This window comes from Enterobacter cloacae complex sp.6700776 (genome assembly GCF_048284255.1).
Taxonomy (GTDB): domain Bacteria; phylum Pseudomonadota; class Gammaproteobacteria; order Enterobacterales; family Enterobacteriaceae; genus Enterobacter; species Enterobacter intestinihominis.
In genome coordinates, this window is the sequence record NZ_JBLVYK010000002.1 from 331314 (window position 1) to 351616 (window position 20303).

Genomic DNA, 20303 nt, shown 5'->3' on the forward strand with positions numbered 1-20303 from the left:
TAACGATAAAGTCAGGTTGAGTTTGTGTATATCGGCTAAACTTACGTTTAACAGAATGTGATGCCGTGACTGCTTACACTTTACGTGTTTGTCATCGCTTACTTTTTGGCGTTATATGATGGATAATGCCGGGATACAAGAGACCCGACTCTTTTAATCTTTCAAGGAGCAAAGAATGCTGATTCTGACTCGTCGAGTTGGTGAGACCCTCATGATTGGGGATGAGGTCACCGTGACAGTTTTAGGGGTAAAGGGTAACCAGGTACGTATTGGTGTTAACGCTCCTAAAGAAGTATCTGTCCACCGTGAAGAGATCTACCAGCGTATCCAGGCTGAAAAATCCCAGCAGTCCAGTTACTGATATTGTCGCGTCTCGCTGTCGGGCGAGACGCAACCCTCCCGCTATTTTTCCTGCATAAAGTTACCGTTCTATTTCAAACGCTTCGTTTTTGACCACTCTCATAATCTTATCTCATCCAAATGACGCGCTTCTCTCAACACAATTCTGTGAAGATGCCTGCAAAATCCGCTTATAAAACACTCTCTTTGCGGCTTTTACATGCGAATTGCGTGCGAATTGTGCAAACGAAAAAAGCATGTGGAAAATTGTTTGACTTATAAGTCCCAGAAAGTAATATATGCGCCACGCAGCGACGAGAAGCTCTTAACGAGTTGCTCGAAGCACTCGAAAGAGGCGTTGTGTGGTGAGGTGGCCGAGAGGCTGAAGGCGCTCCCCTGCTAAGGGAGTATGCGGTCAAAAGCTGCATCCGGGGTTCGAATCCCCGCCTCACCGCCATTTTGCATCCGTAGCTCAGCTGGATAGAGTACTCGGCTACGAACCGAGCGGTCGGAGGTTCGAATCCTCCCGGATGCACCATCTATTACTTCATATTGCTTTCGAAGTGATATGAATATCGAGCAGTACAGTAGTAAATCCCGATGCATCCGTAGCTCAGCTGGATAGAGTACTCGGCTACGAACCGAGCGGTCGGAGGTTCGAATCCTCCCGGATGCACCATTTTTTACTTCATATTGCTTTTGAAGTGATATGAGTATCGAGAAGTACAGCAGTAAATCCCGATGCATCCGTAGCTCAGCTGGATAGAGTACTCGGCTACGAACCGAGCGGTCGGAGGTTCGAATCCTCCCGGATGCACCATTTTTTAATTCATATTGCTTTTGAAGTGATATGAGTATCGAGAAGTACAGCAGCAAATCCCGATGCATCCGTAGCTCAGCTGGATAGAGTACTCGGCTACGAACCGAGCGGTCGGAGGTTCGAATCCTCCCGGATGCACCATCTCTTCTTGTGATCCCCTTCGATGTTTAGTTCTTAATCACTCTCATTGTTATCACTTCGCAATCAGCGACAAAAATCCCCTTTTACGATAAAGTAATGCTTTGTTAATCGTTTAGCGAGAGCACGATGTACGCACAGTATGACGGTTTGATCTTCGACATGGACGGCACCCTCCTGGATACCGAACCCACGCATCGTCAGGCCTGGACCGAAGTCCTGGGCCGTTACGGTATGCGTTTCGATTTACAGGCGATGATTGCCCTCAACGGATCGCCCACCTGGCGTATCGCACAGGCCGTGATTGAGCTGAATCAGGCCGATCTCGACCCGCACCAGCTCGCGCGTGAAAAAACCGAAGCGGTAAAAGCCATACTGTTAGACACCGTGCAGCCTTTACCACTCATTGACGTCGTCAAGGAGTGGCACGGCCGTCGTCCTATGTCTGTCGGTACGGGCAGCGAGAGCGCGATTGCTGAAGCGCTACTCAAACACCTTGGCCTGCGCCACTATTTTTCTGCCGTCGTTGCTGCCGATCATGTTAAACATCACAAACCCGCACCGGATACCTTCCTGCGCTGTGCAGAATTAATGGGTGTACCACCTGCAAAATGCGTGGTGTTTGAAGATGCTGATTTTGGCATTCAGGCCGCGCGTGATGCCGGAATGGCGGCGGTGGATGTTCGCTTACTGTGAGTGACGCGCTGTCACTCGCTTCATTATTCGCCAGCAGTTTTTTAAGCTCCACCCTCTTACCGGGGAATTCGGAAGTGGTGCTGGTGGCGATGCTGTTGTCCGGCGTGAGTCAGCCCTGGTTGCTGGTCTTAATAGCAACAATGGGTAATAGCCTTGGAGGGCTGACTAACGTTATTCTTGGACGTTTCTTTCCGCTACGCGAAAAATCTCGCTGGCAGGAAAAGGCAGTGGGCTGGCTAAAACGCTATGGCGCTGCCACGCTGTTATTAAGCTGGATGCCTGTAATAGGCGATTTACTGTGTCTGCTGGCGGGATGGTTGCGCATCTCCTGGGGACCGGTGCTCTTTTTTTTGTGCCTTGGCAAGGCGTTACGCTATGTTTTACTGGCATGGGTAACACTACAGGGTATGACGTGGTGGCACTAATTGGTGGAATGAATTCGCGACCTTCAATCGTCAACCATTACAATTATGCTGAGTGACAATTTTTTGACAGGCGGGAGGTCAAATTGATCCCGGACGTATCACAGGCGCTGGCCTGGCTGGAAAATCACCCTCAGGCACTGAAGGGGATTCAGCGTGGGCTTGAGCGCGAAACGCTGCGCGTAAATGCGGATGGTAGCTTAGCGACTACGGGACACCCGAAGGCGTTAGGCTCGGCGCTGACACATAAATGGATCACAACCGATTTCGCCGAAGCGCTGCTGGAGTTCATTACGCCAGTAGACGGTGATATTGATCATATGCTGACGATCATGCGCGACGTGCATCGCTTCACCGCCCGCAACCTCGGCGACGAGCGTATGTGGCCGCTCAGCATGCCGTGCTATATCGAGCAGGGGCAGGATATCGAGCTGGCTCAGTACGGCACCTCGAATATTGGACGGCTGAAAACGCTGTATCGCGAAGGACTGAAAAATCGCTACGGCGCACTGATGCAGACGATCTCTGGCGTGCACTACAATTTCTCTCTGCCGATGGCGTTCTGGCAGGCGAAGTGCGGTGAAACGGATAAAGAAGCGATCTCCGCGGGCTACTTCCGCCTGATCCGCAACTACTACCGTTTTGGCTGGGTTATTCCGTATCTGTTCGGCGCGTCCCCGGCTATCTGTTCATCGTTCCTGCAAGGGAAACCGACCACGCTGCCGTTCGAGAAGACTGAGTGTGGCATGTACTATCTGCCGTACGCGACCTCGCTGCGCCTGAGCGACCTTGGCTATACCAATAAGTCGCAAAGCAATCTCGGAATTACGTTTAACGATCTGCACGAATATGTGGCAGGCCTGAAGCGGGCGATAAAAACCCCGTCGGAAGAGTACGAAAAAATCGGCCTCGAAAAAGACGGCAAGCGCCTGCAAATTAACACCAACGTATTGCAGATTGAAAATGAACTGTATGCGCCGATTCGTCCGAAGCGCGTGACGCGCAGCGGTGAAACGCCGTCGGATGCGCTACAGCGCGGCGGGATCGAATACATTGAAGTGCGCTCGCTGGATATCAACCCGTTCTCACCGATTGGCGTTGACGAGCAGCAGGTTCGCTTCCTTGACCTGTTTATGGTCTGGTGCGTACTGGCGGATGCGCCGGAAATGAGTTCCGACGAACTGCTGTGTACTCGTGCCAACTGGAATCGCGTGATTCTGGAAGGGCGCAAGCCGGGTCTGACGTTAGGTATTGGCTGTGAAACGGCCCAGTTCCCACTGTCTAAGGTAGGGAAGGATCTGTTCCATGACCTGAAGCGCGTAGCCCAGACGCTGGATAGCGTGTACGGCGGCGAAGCTTACCAGAAGGTCTGCGACGAACTGGTTGAAAGCTTCGATAACCCGGAACTGACATTCTCAGCACGTATTCTGCGTTCTATGATTGAACAGGGAATTGGTGGCACAGGGCGTTCACTCTCAGCGGAGTACCGTGAGATGCTGATGCAGGAGCCGTTAGAGATCCTGAGCGAAGCGGATTTTGTGGCAGAGCGCGATGCGTCCGTTGTGCGTCAGAAAGAGGTCGAAGCGGCGGATACGGAGTCGTTTGAGGCGTTTCTGGCGAAGCAGGCCTGAACCAAAAGAAAAAGGCCACATCGCTGTGGCCAAAATATACATCTCTGAATTCAGGGATGATGATAACAAATGCGCGTCTTTCATATACTCAGACGCGCATTCTGTAGAAGAGTTCAGTTTATTTTAAAAAAAATCACTATCGGAGGTGACGTATGCCGTTATTAGATAGCTTTACTGTCGACCATACCCGTATGGAAGCACCAGCAGTCCGCGTGGCGAAGACCATGAACACGCCGCACGGCGACACGATCACCGTTTTCGACCTGCGCTTCTGCGTGCCGAATAAAGAAGTGATGCCAGAGAAAGGCATTCACACGCTGGAACACCTTTTCGCCGGATTCATGCGCGACCACCTGAACGGCAACGGCGTGGAGATCATCGATATCTCTCCGATGGGCTGCCGCACCGGTTTCTACATGAGCCTGATTGGTCAGCCTGAAGAGAAACGCGTCGCGGATGCGTGGAAAGCGGCCATGGAAGACGTGCTGAAGGTGAAAGAGCAGAACCAGATCCCAGAGCTGAACGTTTACCAGTGCGGCACTTACCAGATGCACTCTCTGGAAGAAGCTCAGGAGATTGCCCGCCATATCATCGAACGTGATGTTCGTGTAAACAGCAACGACGAGCTGGCCCTGCCAAAAGAAAAACTTCAGGAACTGCACATTTAGTATTGTGCCTGTGGATGCCCGGTGGCGCTTCGCTGACCGGGCCTACAATACTGATGACGACAACCACGGCCAGCTCCGCGCTGGCGACGCCGGTATCGCGATCGTTTTGCGGATGCACGCTGATACAGACGTCGCTGCGGCAGCTGAAGTGGTGGCAGAAATATTCGATCTGGTCGAGATAGACGTTCGGCGTGCTCACTTCGACGTAAGTTTGTCGAGAGCCAGCGCGTGGCGCGGGTGTGTTCAGCATGGTACGCTCCTGTTGTCTTTTCACTCTCGTGAATCAATTTCAGGCGCGCTGCTTTATCGGAACTGACAATCGCTGTCGCGTTTTGGACACGGTGCGGTGTTTTGCCGGTGGCGGCTACGCCTTATCCGGCCTACGTTCGTAGGCCCGGTAAGCGTAGCGCCACCGGGCAACCCGTGCACAGGGCTAGTGCGCTCCACCGCCCCCGCTACCGGCACCAAACGGTGGTTTGGCAAACCACACCAGCCCCAGCAGGACGATGAAGATCCCCGCCGATATCCAGAAAATCTCGTTTGCCGAGATAATCAGCCCCTGGTTGGTGATCTGCTGGGCAAGCCAGCCGGACGCCTGCTGCTCCGTCATCCCCATCCCCTCAAGCTGGCTATACATCTGCTGAGCGTTAGGGTTGAACGGGTTCACCGCTTCGGTCAGTTGGGCATGGTGCATCGCTTCCCGGTTGGTCCACAGCGTGGTGGTGATCGATGTCCCGATGGAGCCCGCCAGCGTACGGGTGAAGTTCGACAGGCTCGATGCCGCCGCCATCCGCTCAGGCGGCAAGCCCGAAAGCGTAATGGTGGTCAGTGGCATAAAGAAGCACGCCACAGCAAAGCCCTGAATAAACTGCGGCCACGCGGAGGCGCCAAAGTCCATTCCCGGTTCAAACGTATACGCGCGCCAGTAGAAGCACACGGCGTACATGATGAAGCTGAACGTCACCAGCCTGCGCATGTCGAGCTTATGGGCGAAACGGCCAATAATCGGCGACAGCAGAACCGGAATTAACCCCACCGGCGCGGAGGCCAGCCCCGCCCAGGTTGCGGTATAGCCGTACACCTCCTGCAACAGCTGCGGCAGCAGAACAATCGCGCCGAAGTAGAGCATATAGGCGAGGCTGATACAGAGGCAGCCGATGGTGAAGTTTCGCGATTTAAACAGCGAGAGGTCGACTATCGGATTTTCGTCCGTCAGCTCCCAGACAATCAGGAAGCTAATGGCAACCACGGCGACCACCGTCAGCACGATGATTTCCGTAGAGGCGAACCAGTCCAGCTCTTTGCCGCGGTCGAGCATGATTTGCAGGCTGCCGATGCCGACAACCAGCAGTGCCAGCCCGATGCCGTCGATCCGCCGCTGTTCGGTCCGCGTTTCGCGACCACGCAGAGACTGTAGCGTCATCAGCACCACCAGCGCACCGATGGGTACGTTGATGAAGAAGATCCAGCCCCAGTGATAGTTATCGCTGATATAGCCGCCGAGGATTGGCCCGCAAATTGGGGCGACAATCACCGTCATCGACCACAGCGCGAGCGCGATGGAGCGCTTGGCGGGCGGATAGTTGTTCAGCAGTAAACTCTGCGATAGCGGAATCAACGGCCCGGCGACAATCCCCTGGATGACGCGGAAGAAAATCAGCATCGTCAGGCTGCTGGACATGCCGCAGGCCCAGGAGGCCAGCACGAACAGGATCGTCGACCAGAGGAACAGCTTCACTTCACCGACGCGCTTCGCCAGCCAGCCGGTGATGGGAATAGAGATGGCGTTCGCCACCCCGAATGAGGTAATGACCCAGGTCCCCTGGCTCAGCGATGAGCCAAGGTTCCCGGCGATCGTAGGGATCGCCACGTTTGCGATGGTGGAGTCCAGCACCTGCATGAATGTCGCCAGCGACAGCGCAATGGTCATAATGACCAGCTGCGCCCCCTCAAGCGGTTTTTGCGGCTTTTGCTGTTGCATAACGCTCACCTTCGGCTTAACCGGCGTTTGCCTTCACGATGTCATCGATCAGCTTATTGACCGGATCGAGGCTAATTTCACGGGCGTTACTTTCATAAGCTGGCGTGCTGCGCACCTGGCTTGCGAGGATCTGACCGTCGCGGTTGGCGGTATCGACCGTCACCAGCGTGGAAAGGCCAATTCGCAGCGGATGGTCTGCCAGCTGCTTAGGATCCAGCTCGATACGTACAGGCAAGCGCTGTACCACTTTGATCCAGTTGCCGGTGGCGTTCTGTGCAGGCAGCAGGCTGAACGCGCTGCCGGTCCCCATGTCCAGACCGACTACTTTACCGGTGTACTTCACGTCATCACCGTAGATATCGCTGACCACGGTTGCGGTCTGGCCGATACGCATATGCGCCAGCTGGGTCTCTTTGAAGTTCGCGTCCACCCACAGGTTGTTCGCCGGAACGACCGCCATCAGCGGCGTGGTGGTGCTAATTTGCGCACCCGGCTGCACGGAACGACGGGAAACGTAACCGGTCATCGGGCTGACGATTTTGGTACGTTGCAGGGCAAGCCATGCGTTACGCACTTCGGTCGCCGCCTGTTTCACCGCCGGCTGGTTTTCCAGAGAGGTGCCCAGCACCATCGCCTGGTTGGCGTTGTACTGTTGGATCGCCACGTCCAGCTGCGCCTGTGCGCTTGCCACCGCATCGCGGGCGTGCTGCAACTCTTCACGGCCAATCAGGTTGGCGGTGCCGAGAGGAACACGACGCTTGAGGTCGCTCTGCGCCTGGGCCAGGGCCGTTTTCTGCACGTCGATATTGGCCTGAAGCTGTTTGCTGTTGATCATCAGCTGGCGGGTCTGGCGAACGCTGGAGGCCAGCGCCGTCTGTGCTTTTTCAAACGCCTGTTGGGCGTCGGTCGGGTCGAGCGTGACCAGCACATCCCCTTTTTTCACAAAGTCGGTGTTGTCAGCCCAGACTTTCGTCACGCTGCCTGACACCTGCGCCATGATTTGAACCTGATTCCCTGCCACGTATGCATCGTCTGTCTCTTCAACATGACGCAAGACTAAAAACCAATAGATCCCATATGCCACGGCAATAATAATAAAGAGCAAGGTCAGCAGAATAAGGGCGCTCTTACGTTTGCCCTTCTTGTTGACCGGTTGCTGCGGGGGGGTGTTCTCCGCATTTGCGCTCATTGTTGTTCTCCACGATCTTTTTATTTTCACATCGGCTGAGCCGACCTGTTGTCAGAAAGGCCAGCAGTTTCACGTGCTGGCCTGTCAGTTTTTCTTTTGCAATCTGGAATGTTGAGCGGATCGTCGCGTTAGCGCAGCGCCTCAAGAATGACGCCATCTTCATCCATCTGGTCCAGACGGGTGAGCAGCTTGCGAGTAATGTGCTCAAGCTGGTCGCGCTCGGCGGTGCTGAGGGCAGACCAAAGCTGGTGCAGGCAGTTATGCTGCGGTGGCAGCACTTCGCGCAGGAATTCGTGACCTTTCTCGGTCAGTTGCAGATGCAGGCAGCGGCGATCGTTATCGCTCTCACGGCGCTCGATCCAGCCGCGCTTCTCCAGCTCATCAGCAATACGGGTTGCATTGGTACGGGATGAACCCAGCGCGCAGCTCAGTTCAGACGGCTGAATGCTGTGGTTTTCCTGAGACTCAAGCGTAATCAACGCCATAAACAACGTCTCGTTAATCCCTTGCGCTTTCAGCATCTTGTTACGATTTTCCAGCAGCTTACCCTGCATGTGCATGCACAGGCGGGTCAGCAGGATCTCCTGATACGGGAAGTCCTCATGACGACTGGCGCGGAACTTAAGCATTTGTTCAATGGGCGTAAACGAACTATCCATTTTGGGCATAACCTCATTAATTACAGCCGATATAGTAACGATAGTGACAAATAATGTAAATGAATTATTTGTGCGGTTATATCCGCCAAACGTATGTCACCATCAGAAAGCGCCGGGTAAATCCGTGACCCGGTGAGCACAGAAAGTGTGGGGTGTGTACCCGCGAAAGAGGGGATGTGAGGACTGGGGTCTGAACTATTCATGCCGGTAGTAAATATGTCACCCACAGTAAAATTTCTGGGATAAATGATTACCGTTACCTTAACAGATGCAGGCCCCCTTTACACCCCAGGGGGCCCAAAGCAATGTAAAACTTAGTGAATTGCTTCCTGGCGGTGATAGCCGCGCCACCATACCAGCAGATTTATCGCCGCCACGATGGCGCCGATTGCGCACACGCCCGTCCAGCCCGCATGCTGCCAGGCGGAGGCTGAGATTAGCGAGCCCGCCGCGCCGCCGATAAAGTAGCTGGTCATGTACCCGGCCGTCAGACGGTTACGGGCGTCTGGTTTCACGCGGTAAATCACGGTCTGGTTGGTGATATGTACGCCCTGCACGGTGAGGTCGAGTACCAGAATACCGACAATTAGCGCCAGCACTGAGACGTGTCCGTACCAGATAGCCGCCCATGAGAGCAGGAGTAAAACCAGCCCTGCGGAGGTGGTCATATGAGATTTACCTTTGTCGGCCAGGCCACCCGCCGGGCGCGCGCCCAGTGCGCCAGCCGCGCCTGCCAGCCCGAACAGGCCAATCACGCCTTCTGAGTAGTTAAACGGCGGCGCGGCGAGCAGAAACGCCATCGACGTCCATAAGATGCTGAAGTTGGCGAAGGTGAGACACCCCAGAACGGCGCGTGTGCGCAGGAGTTTATCCCGGGTGAAGAGGCTGAAAACGGAGGCGAGGAGCTGCGGATAGTTCAGGTGATTTTCCTGCTTCACCTTTGGCAGGCCGCGCCACAGGGCCAGCGCCATGATAACCATCAGCACGCTTGCCACCCAGTAAACGGTGCGCCAGCCGCCGAGGGTCGCCAGCAGCCCGGCAACGGTTCGCGCCAGCAGGATGCCCAGCAGCAGGCCGCTCATAATAGTGCCAACCACTTTGCCGCGTTTTTCCGGGGAAGCCAGCGTCGCCGCGAGGGGAACCAGAATTTGTGCCACCACCGAGAACAGCCCCGTCAGCGCGGTACCGATAATCATCATCGTTAACGACTGGCTGCTGGCGGTGATCAACATCCCGCCTGCGGCCAGCAGCGTCATGGAGACGATAAGCATCCGGCGCTCAAACATATCGCCTAATGGCACCAGGAACAGCAGCCCGGCCGCATAGCCGAGCTGCGCAGCGGTGACGATAAAGCCGGCGGAGCTGGCTGAAAGATCGAAAGCACGCGCGATAGTATCAAGCAGAGGTTGTGCGTAATAGTTGCTGGCGACGGCCAGTCCCGTTGCCACGGACATTAAAAGGATGAGTGCGGGGCTAAGCCCTTGAGTTGTTTTTGTCATTTGTTTCAGGAATCGTAAGTTAAGTGATTATTTTTCCGGAAACATAATAACCAATGATTGTGAATGTTGGGGGATTGTTACGTGGTGGATTGTGCGGTTTAGGTTGGGTGCGGTTTGATCCCCTCACCCTATCCCTCTCCCCTTTGGGGAGAGGGCAGGGTGAGGGGTAGTATTTTTACTTCTGCGCCTCAAGCGCCTCTTTCACCCAGCCATCGAACTGCTGCTGGTGGGCTTTGATCCAGCCATCCACGTGGCCTTTGATATCAGCTTCGGATGATTTACCCGCGTGCATCATCGCGTTCTGGGCGTTAATGTCTGCCAGCGGCAGTTTCATTACCGAGAACAGCTTCGCCGCCGCCGGGTTTTTCTCGGCCCAGGCTTTGTTCGCCACGATATGCATGGTATTCACCGGGAAGCCATAGTTCATGCCGTTTGGCAGTTTGGTGTCGATATCTTTCTGCTCGCCCGGCAGGGAGGAGAAGGGCACCTGCAACCATACCACGTCTTTGCCCGGCTTCAGCACGTCGCTCACCCAGTACGGCGTCCAGGTGTAGTAGATCACCGGCTTGCCTTCTTTAAAGCGGGCGATGGTATCGGCCATCATCGCAGAGTAATTGCCGTGGCTCACGTCGACGGTCTTCGCCAGATCGAAGGCTTTGTTCTGGTGGTTAATCACCGCTTCACAGCCCCAGCCCGGCGAGCAGCCCATCATGTCGGCTTTGCCGTCACCGTTGGTATCAAAGAGTTTGGCGATCTTCGGATCTTTCAGCTGTTCAATATTGGTGATGTGATACTTATCGGCGGTTTTCTTGTCGATCAAATATCCCTGCGCAGCGCCGGTCACAAAGGTGCCTTCGCGGTAGAATTTCTTGTCACCGCCTGCGGCGGCATACATATCGTCGTGCAGCGGCTGCCAGTTCACGGCGGTAAAGGTGGCATCGCCGGAGGCAATAGAGGTATAGCCCACGTTGTAATCCACTTCGCTGGCGGTATTCACCGTATAGCCCAGTTTCTCCAGCGCACGGCTGACAATCTGGGTCTGGAAGGACTCTTCCGAAATGGTGCTCTGCACCGGCTGCACGGTAATGCCTTTGCCCGGCAGGTCAGCGGCAACTGCGCTGGTGGAGACAAGGGTCGCAAACGCTGTGGCAAAAAGTACGTTATGTCGCATCGTTGTTCCTTATTTTGTGAATGGGCGGGTGAGTAACCCGACAGGGCCGGTGGTATACCAGCGACGGTTGCCGCGACTGCGTGAATCACGACCGACAGCCTGGGTCAGGCGGTCAAGAATGATGGCGAGGATCACAATCCCGACGCCGCCGACGGTCGCCAGCCCCATATCGAGACGGCCAATGCCGCGCAGTACCATCTGACCTAACCCGCCAACGGCAATCATTGAGGCGATCACCACCATCGACAGCGCCAGCATCAGCGTCTGGTTAACACCTGCCATAATGGTCGGCATCGCCAGCGGAAGCTGAACCTTAAACAGCATCTGACGCGGGCTGGCGCCAAACGAGCGTGATGCCTCTATCAGATCCGCAGGCACCTGGTTAATGCCCAGAATGGTCAGGCGAATAATCGGCGGCAGGGCAAAGATAATGGTCACGACCACCCCCGGTACGTTACCGATGCCGAACAGCATCACGATAGGCACCAGGTAAACGAACGCTGGCGTGGTCTGCATCGCATCCAGCAGCGGGCGGATAATTTTTGCGGCCCGTGGGCTGCGCGCCAGCCAGATCCCCATCGGCAGGCCGATCGCCACGCAGAACAGCAGGGCGGTCAGCACCAGCGCCAGGGTGATCATCGCCTGAGACCACGCGCCAATCGCGCCGATGGCAATCAGGGAGATGAGCGTGGCGATCCCCATACCCGCGCTGCCGAACTGCCATGCGATCAGCGAGAACAGGATAATCGCCACCGGCGCGGGCATGCCCAGCATCAGCTGCTGGAAGCCGTTCAGGATGTAATCCACCGGGATGCGGATCCCCTGGAACACCGGACGGAAGTGGGTAACGACCCAGTCGATACCCTCCGTTACCCAGCTATCCAGCGGGATCAGCGTCTTGTGGAACGGATCCATAATATTGAAATGCTCTGGGGCAGGCGCCGGTGCGCTGTTGAGCCAGTCTGCCGCGCCGCCGCCATCGGCAGGCGCAGGCGTCGACCCCCACGCATCGGCAGATTGCGCCGCGCTGTCCGCTGCTTCAGTGGTGCCCCATGGGTTTGATTGATCAGCCATTGTTTGTCCCCTCGCGATCTAAAGCCTGTAGCAGCATCCGTTTTGAGATGATGCCAACGTACTGTTGTTCTTCACCGACAACCGGCACGGCGCACGGCGCCTGACCCACGTGAGAGAGCAACTCGCTGAGCGGCGTTTCGGCGTCCACGGCAAGCGGAGCGTCAATCAACGCCGCATCGATTCCCTGATTTTCGCTCAGGGCGGTTTTCAGGGAGTCGATGGAGACAACGCCGACAAATTTATTGCCGCGTTCAACCAGATAACCGTATTCACGGTCTTCGTCCTGCAACAGCTTCAGCGCGGAGCGCGGACCAAAACCTGGCGTTTTTCGAATAATGCCGTTTGGTGTTCGGCGGGCAATATCTTTCGCACTGAATACGTGGCTAATATCCACGCCGCGGAAGAAGGTGCGCACATAATCATTCGCCGGATTATTGAGAATTTCATCCGGTGTGCCGACCTGCACCACTTCACCATTTTGCATAATGGCGATACGGTCGCCAATACGCATGGCTTCATCCAGATCGTGAGAAATAAAAACAATGGTGCGCTGATGTTTGGCCTGTAATTTTACCAACTCATCCTGCATCTCGGTGCGAATTAAGGGATCGAGCGCCGAGAAGGCTTCGTCCATTAATAAAATATCCGGATTAATCGCTAATGCGCGCGCTAATCCTACGCGCTGACGCATACCGCCGGAGAGCTCATCCGGATACGCATGAGCATAATTTTCCAGCCCGACCTGACGCAGTGCATCAAGGGCTTTTTCCTGACGTTCCTGAGCGGGCGTGCCGGCTAACTCCATGCCAAAGGCGGTATTATCGAGTACCGTCATGTGCGGCATCAGTGCAAATGACTGAAACACCATCGCAATTTTCTTTCTGCGCACCTCGCGGAGTTCCGCGTCTGATATTCTGGCGATATCAACGCCGTCAATCAGCACCTGTCCGCGGGTGGGTTCAATCAGGCGATTGAGAAGGCGAACCATAGTGGATTTACCCGAACCGGATAATCCCATGATGACAAAAATCTCGCCTTCTTCAATGGCCAGACTGGCGTCTTTAACGCCAAGCGATAGCCCGGTTTTTTCCAGAATTTGCTCTTTCGAAAGGCCTTTCTCAATATATTTGAAAGCACGCTGTGGGTGCTCGCCAAATACTTTATAAAGATTTTTCACTTCTAATTTAATTGCCATGCAATAGAGAGTGTCCTGTTATTTGTTTATGTCGATATGATTACCATGGTAAATAGTTAACTGGCATTACCCTAACATACTCAGAATCTGAGACAACCCTGGACCTGCCTGAGGTCGGAATTTTACCGCAAGCGAAACGGCTGAATTTCCCATGAATAAAGGGCTGAGGGCGCTTTGAATTTTTCTCAATTTTTTGCTACTGCATGGGAGAATTTCGCCTGAATCGGTGTGATTCAGGCGAATATGAAGGAGAAATTACAGTGTAGTACGTAGTGGAATATTCGGCTGAAAATAATGAAATGTAGAGTTAATTAATGAACGTTAATTCATTCATTAAAAATCCCAGTCCTCGTCTTGCGTCTCCACCGCTTTACCCATCACGTACGACGAGCCGGACCCGGAAAAGAAGTCGTGGTTTTCATCGGCGTTGGGCGACAGCGCCGCGAGGATCGCCGGGTTCACTTCCGCCATTTCCGGTGGGAATAACGCTTCGTAGCCCAGGTTCATCAGCGCCTTGTTGGCGTTGTAGCAGAGGAAGGCTTTTACGTCCTCTTCCCAGCCCGTTCCGGCGTACAGCTCCTCGGTATAGCTCAGCTCGTTGTCATACAGATCCATCAGTAAATCGAGGGCAAAACCTTTGAGTTCCTCGCGTTTTTCCGGGGTGACTTTCTCCAGTCCTTTCTGGTACTTATAGCCGATGTAATACCCGTGTACCGCTTCATCGCGGATGATGAGGCGAATCAAATCGGCGGTATTAGTGAGCTTGCCCCGGCTCGACCAGTACATGGGCAGCCAGAAGCCGGAATAGAAGAGAAAAGATTCCAGGAACACGCTGGCGATCTTCTTCTTCAGCGGCTCGTCGGCCCGGTAATATTCCAGCACCAGATCTGCCTTGCGCTGCAATGACGCGCTCTCTTCGCTCCAGGCGTAGGCCGCGTCCACGTCTCTGGTCTGGCACAGGGTGGAGAAAATCGAGCTGTAAGAGCGGGCATGGACCGCCTCCATAAAGCTGATATTCGACATTACCGCCTCTTCGTGCGGGGTCAGCGCATCACTCATCAGCGCGGGCGCACCCACGGTATTCTGAATGGTGTCCAGCAGCGTCAGGCCGGTAAAGACGCGGATTGTCAGCTGCTGCTCGGCATGGCTCAGGGTTTGCCAGGCCGGAATATCGTTGGAGAGCGGCACCTTTTCCGGCAGCCAGAAGTTGCTGGTCAGGCGGTTCCAGACCTCCAGGTCTTTATCATCCTGAATTTTGTTCCAGTTAACGGCACTTACGCGTGACAGTTTCATCCTTTCTCCTTACAGCGCGCAGGACACGCAGCCTTCAATTTCGGTACCTTCCAGCGCGAGCTGGCGCAGGCGAATGTAGTACAGCGTTTTGATGCCTCTCTTCCAGGCGTAGATCTGCGCTTTATTGATATCCCGCGTGGTGGCGGTGTCCGGGAAGAAGAGCGTCAGCGACAGCCCCTGGTCCACATGTCTGGTCGCCTCGGCGTAGGTATCAATGATCTTTTCCGGGCCGATCTCATAGGCGTCCTGGTACAGAGCCAGATTCTCGTTAGTCATAAACGGGGCAGGGTAGTAGACGCGTCCGGTTTTGCCTTCCTTGCGGATTTCAATTTTCGACACGATCGGATGGATGCTCGAGGTGGCATGATTTATATAGGAAATGGAGCCGGTTGGCGGAACCGCCTGAAGATTCTGGTTATAGATGCCGTAGTGCATCACATCCTCACGCAGCTGTTGCCACATCTCACGCGTCGGCAGGGTGATGCCGGCGCGGTCGAAAAGCGCGCGTACTTTTTCGGTTTTCGGCTGCCAGTCGCCTTCCAGATACTGGCTGAAATACTCTCCGCTGGCGTAGCGGGACTGATCAAAGCCTGCGAACCGCTGGTTGCGTTCGCGCGCCAGCATCATCGAGGTATGCAGCGCATGCCAGGTGATGGTATAGAAATAAAGGTTGGTGAAATCCAGCCCTTCCGGGCTGCCGTAGGCGATACCCTCCCGCGCCAGATAGCCGTGCAGGTTCATCTGCCCAAGGCCGATGGCATGCGACGCGGCGTTGCCCGCCTCAATGGACGGTACGCTGCGGATGTGGCTCATGTCCGATACCGCCGTCAGCCCGCGAATGGCGGTCTCTACCGTGCGGCCAAAATCGGGGGAATCCATGGTGTGGGCAATATTCAGCGAACCGAGATTGCAGGAGATATCTTTGCCGATATCCGCGTAGTCGAGGTTCTCGTCGTAACTGGACGCGCTGTTGACCTGCAAAATCTCCGAGCACAGATTGCTCATATTGATGCGCCCGGCAATCGGGTTGGCGCGGTTCACCGTATCCTCGTACATGATGTACGGGTACCCGGACTCAAACTGAATTTCGGCAAGCGTCTGGAAAAAGTCGCGGGCGTTAATGTATTTCTTACGAATGCGCTCGTCCGCCACCAGTTCGTCATACAGTTCGCTGATGGCCACATCGCCAAAGGCTTTGCCGTAGATACGCTCGACGTCATACGGTGAGAAAAGCGCCATGTCGGCATTTTCTTTGGCCAGCTTAAACGTGATATCCGGGATCACCACGCCGAGTGACAGGGTTTTAATGCGGATCTTTTCGTCGGCGTTTTCACGTTTGGTATCCAGAAAACGCAGAATGTCCGGATGATGCGCGTGCAGATAAACCGCACCCGCGCCCTGACGTGCGCCAAGCTGGTTGGCGTATGAGAAGGCATCTTCCAGCATCTTCATCACCGGGATGACGCCGGAGGACTGGTTTTCGATGCGCTTGATCGGCGCGCCCGCTTCCCGCAGGTTCGAAAGCAGAAATGCCACGCCGCCGCCGCGTTTCGAAAGCTGTAGCGCCGAATTTACCGCACGGCCAATCGACTCCATATTGTCTTCAATACGCAGAAGGAAGCAGGAGACCAGCTCGCCGCGCTGGGCTTTGCCGCAGTTAAGGAACGTTGGCGTGGCGGGCTGGAAGCGACCGGAGAGGATCTCCTCCGTCAGTCTTTCGGCCAGGGCTTCATCGCCCTGCGCCAGCGTCAGGGCTACCATCACCACCCGATCTTCAAAGCTTTCTAAATAGCGTTTGCCGTCGAAGGTTTTCAGGGTGTAGCTGGTGTAATACTTCCACGCGCCGAGAAACGTCTGGAAGCGAAAACCGCTGGCGTGCGCCCATTCAAACAATGCCACCGCGAAGGCGCGGTCGTAGCGGGTCAGGACGCGCTCTTCGTAATAACCCTCTTTTACCAGCCAGTCGAGACGTTCCTGCTGGCTGCCAAAGACGACGCTGTTCGGGCGTACATGAGCGGCAAAAAAGGCGTCCACCGCCTCACGATCTTTGCCAAACTGAATGCGCCCCTCCCGGTCATAGAGGTTTAGCATGGCGTTTAATGCATGGTAATCCGGCGTCGCCTGAATCACGCGCTCTGCGGTTGTCGTTGCCAAAATTCGTTCACTCCTTTACGCACGTTCTCTACGTCCTGCTGTGTCCCCATCAGTTCAAAACGATAGAGATACGGCACGCCGCATTTTTGAGAGATGACATCCCCGGCGCGGGCAAAGGCCTCGCCGAAGTTGCGATTGCCTGCCGCGATCACGCCGCGAATCAGCTGCCGGTTATGGGGGTCGTTCAGAAAGCGGATCACCTGACGAGGCACAGCCCCCGCGGTGCCGCCACCGCCATAGCTGGGCACTACCAGAATGTAGGGTTCGTCTACCTGAATACGCTCCCGCTCGTTCAGCGGAATGCGAATCGCGGGCAGCCCGAGACGCTCCATAAACCGAAGCGTGTTTTCCGAGCTGCTGGAAAAGTAGACCAGCCTGCTCATGCACTGACGCCCTGAGCGGCAAGGCGGTTGATCATGTCCGGACGAAAGCCAGACCAGCTGGTGTCGCCAGCAACCACGACCGGAAGCTGGCGGAAACCCTGCGCCCGCAGGGTGTCTGCCGCGTCAGGCACCTGATCTATATTGACCATCTCAAATGCCACGCCGCGACTCTCCATCGCCCGTTTCGTGGCGTGGCACTGAACACAATCGTTACGAGTGTAAATAATAATGCTCATGATTCGTATTTCCATTTAGAATGAGAGAACGGCGCGAGTAAACGCGTCATGTTGTATCTGTCTTGCTAAAGGGAATACTAGATGTAGTTGAGATAACTTTCAACCACACAAGATATGGGAAATTCAGATTGATAAGGCCCCAATGATGAGCCTGGCGGGGCAGGGCGAACTGCGCGGGTTTTTCAGGCTTTCAGGCAAATAAAAGCCCCGGCGCCTGAGGCTACCGGGGCTGAGAACGCGTGCTTACTTACGCAGGCTAAGCAGGGCGCCGACAAAAATCCCGACTGCCGCGACCGTTCCCAGCGTACACAGCGGTTTTTCACGTACGAAGGTGGTGGCGCAGCTGGCCATATCGCAGGCCGCCTGAGTGGTACGTGAGCGGCCATTCATCCTTGCGCGCGTTTCACGCAGCAGAGACTGAGCCTTACGTTTCGCGGCATCTGCTTCATCCTTCGCGTCAGAGCCCCAGGATTTCAATACGGCTTCCAGCGTGTCCGCTAATTGGCTGACATCGTTACGAATATCCTGGGTGTCGTCGTTAATATCGTTTCGGTTCGGTCTGTTAAACATACGATCCTCCATAATTTGTGTTCCCGTTTAGTTTAGTCCAGAAATGTAATATCTGAAGCGAGTCACGGCTTATCGGGCAGTTTATGGAATATTCTGAAAGCCCTGCTAATGCTGAATACTGTAAGGTTGCCCGGCAGGTATGATAATGAGGAAAAGATATGTATTTACGACCCGATGAGGTGGCGCGCGTTCTTGAAAAAGAAGGGTTCACCATGGATGAGGTAACATCAAAAGCGTACGGATATCGCCGTGGTGAGAATTATGTTTACGTCAACCGTGAAGCAAGAATGGGGCGTACTGCTCTCATTATTCACCCGACACTCAAAGACAGAAGCCTGTCATTTGCTGAGCCCGCCTCGGATATTAAAACCTGCGATCATTATCAGCAATTTCCGCTCTATTTAGGCGGCGAGACGCATGAACATTATGGTATTCCGCACGGTTTCAGCTCGCGTATGGCGCTGGAGCGTTTTCTGAAAGGGCTGTTTGGCGACGTACAATAACTCAGCGACTGGCATGAGCCAGTCGCCTTATCTTACGCTTTTGCCTGGCTATAAGGGCTGACTTTAAACAGGCGGCGGCAGTAGTCAAGGAAGTAACCGTACACCGCACCCATCAGCATAGATACCACGATATTTGAACTTACCGCGGCGGCGATTTGATGCCAGTCTGCGCCCACCGTCAGCAAAATAACCACATACACCGGGGACTGGAACGTCACGTAAGCCAGCACGTCCGCCAGGTTTTTTACCCAACCTGCCGGGCTAATACGCCGGGCGAAACGCATCACCGCATCGCGATACATTCCGTACGGCCAGGCAATCATGATATTCACCGGAATGGCCACCAGGCGCGATGAGAGGGACTGCTCAAAGGTCATTCCGGACAGGAAAATTTCAATCAGCATGTTTACGACGGAACAGTAAACGACCATCGCGAACGTATCCGCTACCGCATGGCGCAGGCGAGACTGCGGTGAGAACATGTCTGAACTCCTCGAACAGGACAAAAAAGTGGCGTTTTTACCTGCGGCGTTTAGTGCTTTAGGTTGGTTTGTTTTGAGTGTATAGCGTATCCCTCTGGCTTTTAACTAACAAGTAGTGATTAATTTTTATTTATGGGCGCTTTGTCGATAAAATTCTCTAAAGTTGGCTGTTTTTTGTGCGAGTCGTTATTTTCTTTCCCATTCACCGTTTTATTAAACGAAATCAAACTATTAGCTTATCTGAGCAAGCGTATAACGTTTGTTATTCGGAGGATGCCGGGCGGTTTTTTGAACGGCATTAAACAGGGATTTTTGACCAGGTGCAGGACGGAATATTACGCATTAAAACTGACAGGTTATTCGGGGTTATATTAACGGGATATTCTAAAACATTTACAATAATGTCAAAACGACAGAGTGGGTAGATATCAGAACAAAAATCAATTATTCTGTTGCCTGATTTATGTTATACACACGAAGAAAGGTTTCTCATTATTATGGCTTTAACTTTACAGAATCTTAATAATATCCGTACGCTCCGGGCGCTGGCGCGTGAATTATCCATGGATGTTCTGGAAGAAGTGCTGGAAAAAGTTCGGATTGTCACAGAAGAAAAACGCAGCGAGCAGGCTGAATTAGAGCGCCAGCGCGCTGAACAGCAGGATAAAATTAATGCTCTGCTGGAACTGATGAAGGCAGACGGTATTTCCCCGAGCGATCTGTTAGGCGGAGAACTGGCTCATGCGGGCCAGCCGGCTAAAAAACGTAAAGCGCGTGCGGCGAAATATCGTTTCATCGACGCGAACGGTGAAGAGAAAACGTGGACCGGTCAGGGACGTACGCCAAAGCCAATTGCGAACGCACTGGCAAACGGTAAATCGCTGGACGATTTCCTGATCTGATGATTATTCGGGCGGTATATTCCGCCCGATTATTGACTTAGCAGACGCCAAAGTCACCTTCTTCGGAGTACAGAACTACGTCCGCCGCTTTCAGGTGATATTTCTCGCCCTGCTCATTGCTGGCCTGCACGGCCACAATGTTTTCACCATTTACTTCGAGCACTTTCAGTTTCGGACCGCCCTGACGCGGTTGGACATAATCACCGACAGAAAACATAGCACCTCCTCATCATTGTCACGATCTTCACCATAGCCCACGTCCGGGGCGGGGTACAGCCTAATCTTTCAGATACCCCTT

The 20303-nt window shown here is 54.3% G+C and carries 21 protein-coding genes, 5 tRNA genes and 1 pseudogene; 12 read left to right on the plus strand and 15 right to left on the minus strand.

Annotation, left to right across the window (positions count from 1 at the left end; genetic code table 11):
- Positions 1-175 precede the first annotated feature (175 nt).
- From csrA to luxS, 10 genes are all read left to right on the plus strand, one after another.
- Complete coding sequence (csrA, locus tag ACNQ0T_RS05600; RefSeq protein ID WP_000906486.1) at positions 176-361, plus strand: carbon storage regulator CsrA; 186 nt, start codon at positions 176-178, stop codon at positions 359-361.
- 342 nt (positions 362-703) lie between these two features.
- Positions 704-796: transfer RNA gene (locus ACNQ0T_RS05605), tRNA-Ser, on the plus strand.
- A 4-nt stretch (positions 797-800) separates the two neighbouring features.
- Positions 801-877, plus strand: a tRNA-Arg gene (locus ACNQ0T_RS05610).
- A 64-nt stretch (positions 878-941) separates the two neighbouring features.
- A tRNA-Arg gene (locus ACNQ0T_RS05615) sits at positions 942-1018 on the plus strand.
- 64 nt (positions 1019-1082) lie between these two features.
- Positions 1083-1159, plus strand: a tRNA-Arg gene (locus ACNQ0T_RS05620).
- A 64-nt stretch (positions 1160-1223) separates the two neighbouring features.
- Positions 1224-1300: transfer RNA gene (locus tag ACNQ0T_RS05625), tRNA-Arg, on the plus strand.
- A 126-nt stretch (positions 1301-1426) separates the two neighbouring features.
- A complete protein-coding gene (yqaB, locus tag ACNQ0T_RS05630; protein WP_045308455.1) occupies positions 1427-1993 on the plus strand; it encodes a fructose-1-phosphate/6-phosphogluconate phosphatase in 567 nt (188 codons plus the stop codon).
- On the plus strand, positions 1990-2418 hold the full coding sequence (locus ACNQ0T_RS05635; RefSeq protein WP_417929735.1) for a YqaA family protein: 429 nt from the start codon (positions 1990-1992) through the stop codon (positions 2416-2418). The genes yqaB and ACNQ0T_RS05635 overlap by 4 nt, the downstream gene beginning before the upstream one ends.
- A gap of 83 nt (positions 2419-2501) precedes the next feature.
- Entirely contained in the window at positions 2502-4046 is a 1545-nt protein-coding gene (gshA, locus tag ACNQ0T_RS05640; protein WP_022649137.1) for a glutamate--cysteine ligase, read from the plus strand.
- Between the two features lie 152 nt (positions 4047-4198).
- Positions 4199-4714, plus strand: coding sequence for an S-ribosylhomocysteine lyase (gene luxS, locus ACNQ0T_RS05645; RefSeq protein ID WP_003862180.1), 516 nt, complete (start codon positions 4199-4201; stop codon positions 4712-4714).
- Positions 4715-4775: 61 nt separating this feature from the next.
- Here luxS and ACNQ0T_RS05650 read toward each other — a convergent pair.
- The 13 genes and pseudogenes from ACNQ0T_RS05650 to ACNQ0T_RS05710 all read right to left on the minus strand — a co-directional run.
- A pseudogene (locus ACNQ0T_RS05650) lies at positions 4776-4919 on the minus strand (hypothetical protein); the annotation flags it as partial.
- Between the two features lie 228 nt (positions 4920-5147).
- On the minus strand, positions 5148-6695 hold the full coding sequence (gene emrB / locus ACNQ0T_RS05655; protein ID WP_022649134.1) for a multidrug efflux MFS transporter permease subunit EmrB: 1548 nt from the start codon (positions 6693-6695) through the stop codon (positions 5148-5150).
- Positions 6696-6711: 16 nt separating this feature from the next.
- Positions 6712-7884, minus strand: coding sequence for a multidrug efflux MFS transporter periplasmic adaptor subunit EmrA (emrA, locus tag ACNQ0T_RS05660; RefSeq protein ID WP_022649133.1), 1173 nt, complete (start codon positions 7882-7884; stop codon positions 6712-6714).
- Between the two features lie 128 nt (positions 7885-8012).
- Positions 8013-8543: a multidrug efflux transporter EmrAB transcriptional repressor EmrR gene (gene emrR / locus ACNQ0T_RS05665; RefSeq protein ID WP_017694792.1), complete on the minus strand. Its 531-nt coding sequence runs from the start codon at positions 8541-8543 to the stop codon at positions 8013-8015.
- A gap of 314 nt (positions 8544-8857) precedes the next feature.
- Positions 8858-10042 carry an MFS transporter gene (locus ACNQ0T_RS05670; protein ID WP_063152639.1) on the minus strand — a complete coding sequence of 395 codons (1185 nt, stop codon included), beginning with the start codon at positions 10040-10042 and terminating at the stop codon, positions 8858-8860.
- A gap of 175 nt (positions 10043-10217) precedes the next feature.
- Positions 10218-11213 (minus strand): glycine betaine/L-proline ABC transporter substrate-binding protein ProX, encoded by a 996-nt coding sequence (gene proX, locus ACNQ0T_RS05675; RefSeq protein ID WP_017382774.1) that lies wholly within the window; start codon positions 11211-11213, stop codon positions 10218-10220.
- Between the two features lie 9 nt (positions 11214-11222).
- On the minus strand, positions 11223-12287 hold the full coding sequence (proW, locus tag ACNQ0T_RS05680; protein ID WP_022649132.1) for a glycine betaine/L-proline ABC transporter permease ProW: 1065 nt from the start codon (positions 12285-12287) through the stop codon (positions 11223-11225).
- On the minus strand, positions 12280-13482 hold the full coding sequence (gene proV / locus ACNQ0T_RS05685; protein ID WP_022649131.1) for a glycine betaine/L-proline ABC transporter ATP-binding protein ProV: 1203 nt from the start codon (positions 13480-13482) through the stop codon (positions 12280-12282). The genes proW and proV overlap by 8 nt, the downstream gene beginning before the upstream one ends.
- A gap of 333 nt (positions 13483-13815) precedes the next feature.
- Complete coding sequence (gene nrdF, locus ACNQ0T_RS05690) at positions 13816-14775, minus strand: class 1b ribonucleoside-diphosphate reductase subunit beta (protein WP_022649130.1); 960 nt, start codon at positions 14773-14775, stop codon at positions 13816-13818.
- 9 nt (positions 14776-14784) lie between these two features.
- Positions 14785-16929: a class 1b ribonucleoside-diphosphate reductase subunit alpha gene (gene nrdE, locus ACNQ0T_RS05695; RefSeq protein WP_417929737.1), complete on the minus strand. Its 2145-nt coding sequence runs from the start codon at positions 16927-16929 to the stop codon at positions 14785-14787.
- Positions 16902-17312 (minus strand): class Ib ribonucleoside-diphosphate reductase assembly flavoprotein NrdI, encoded by a 411-nt coding sequence (gene nrdI / locus ACNQ0T_RS05700; RefSeq protein WP_022649128.1) that lies wholly within the window; start codon positions 17310-17312, stop codon positions 16902-16904. Before nrdI ends, nrdE begins: the two co-directional genes overlap by 28 nt.
- A complete protein-coding gene (gene nrdH, locus ACNQ0T_RS05705; protein ID WP_017382770.1) occupies positions 17309-17548 on the minus strand; it encodes a glutaredoxin-like protein NrdH in 240 nt (79 codons plus the stop codon). Before nrdH ends, nrdI begins: the two co-directional genes overlap by 4 nt.
- 243 nt (positions 17549-17791) lie before the next feature.
- Complete coding sequence (locus tag ACNQ0T_RS05710) at positions 17792-18118, minus strand: DUF883 domain-containing protein (RefSeq protein ID WP_017382769.1); 327 nt, start codon at positions 18116-18118, stop codon at positions 17792-17794.
- Between the two features lie 158 nt (positions 18119-18276).
- Here ACNQ0T_RS05710 and ACNQ0T_RS05715 point away from each other — a divergent pair, with 158 nt between their 5' ends.
- Positions 18277-18621, plus strand: a complete 345-nt coding sequence (locus ACNQ0T_RS05715; protein WP_006811693.1) for a DUF2002 family protein — start codon at positions 18277-18279, stop codon at positions 18619-18621.
- Between the two features lie 32 nt (positions 18622-18653).
- Here the strand turns inward: ACNQ0T_RS05715 and alaE are convergent, their stop codons facing one another.
- Entirely contained in the window at positions 18654-19103 is a 450-nt protein-coding gene (alaE, locus tag ACNQ0T_RS05720; RefSeq protein WP_022649127.1) for an L-alanine exporter AlaE, read from the minus strand.
- 497 nt (positions 19104-19600) lie between these two features.
- Between alaE and stpA the strand changes: the two genes are divergently transcribed.
- Positions 19601-20005 (plus strand): DNA-binding protein StpA, encoded by a 405-nt coding sequence (gene stpA / locus ACNQ0T_RS05725; protein WP_022649126.1) that lies wholly within the window; start codon positions 19601-19603, stop codon positions 20003-20005.
- Between the two features lie 37 nt (positions 20006-20042).
- On the opposite strand, the gene ACNQ0T_RS05730 is transcribed toward stpA, so the two are convergent.
- Positions 20043-20222 carry a hypothetical protein gene (locus ACNQ0T_RS05730; RefSeq protein WP_006811690.1) on the minus strand — a complete coding sequence of 60 codons (180 nt, stop codon included), beginning with the start codon at positions 20220-20222 and terminating at the stop codon, positions 20043-20045.
- Between the last annotated feature and the right edge of the window lie 81 nt (positions 20223-20303).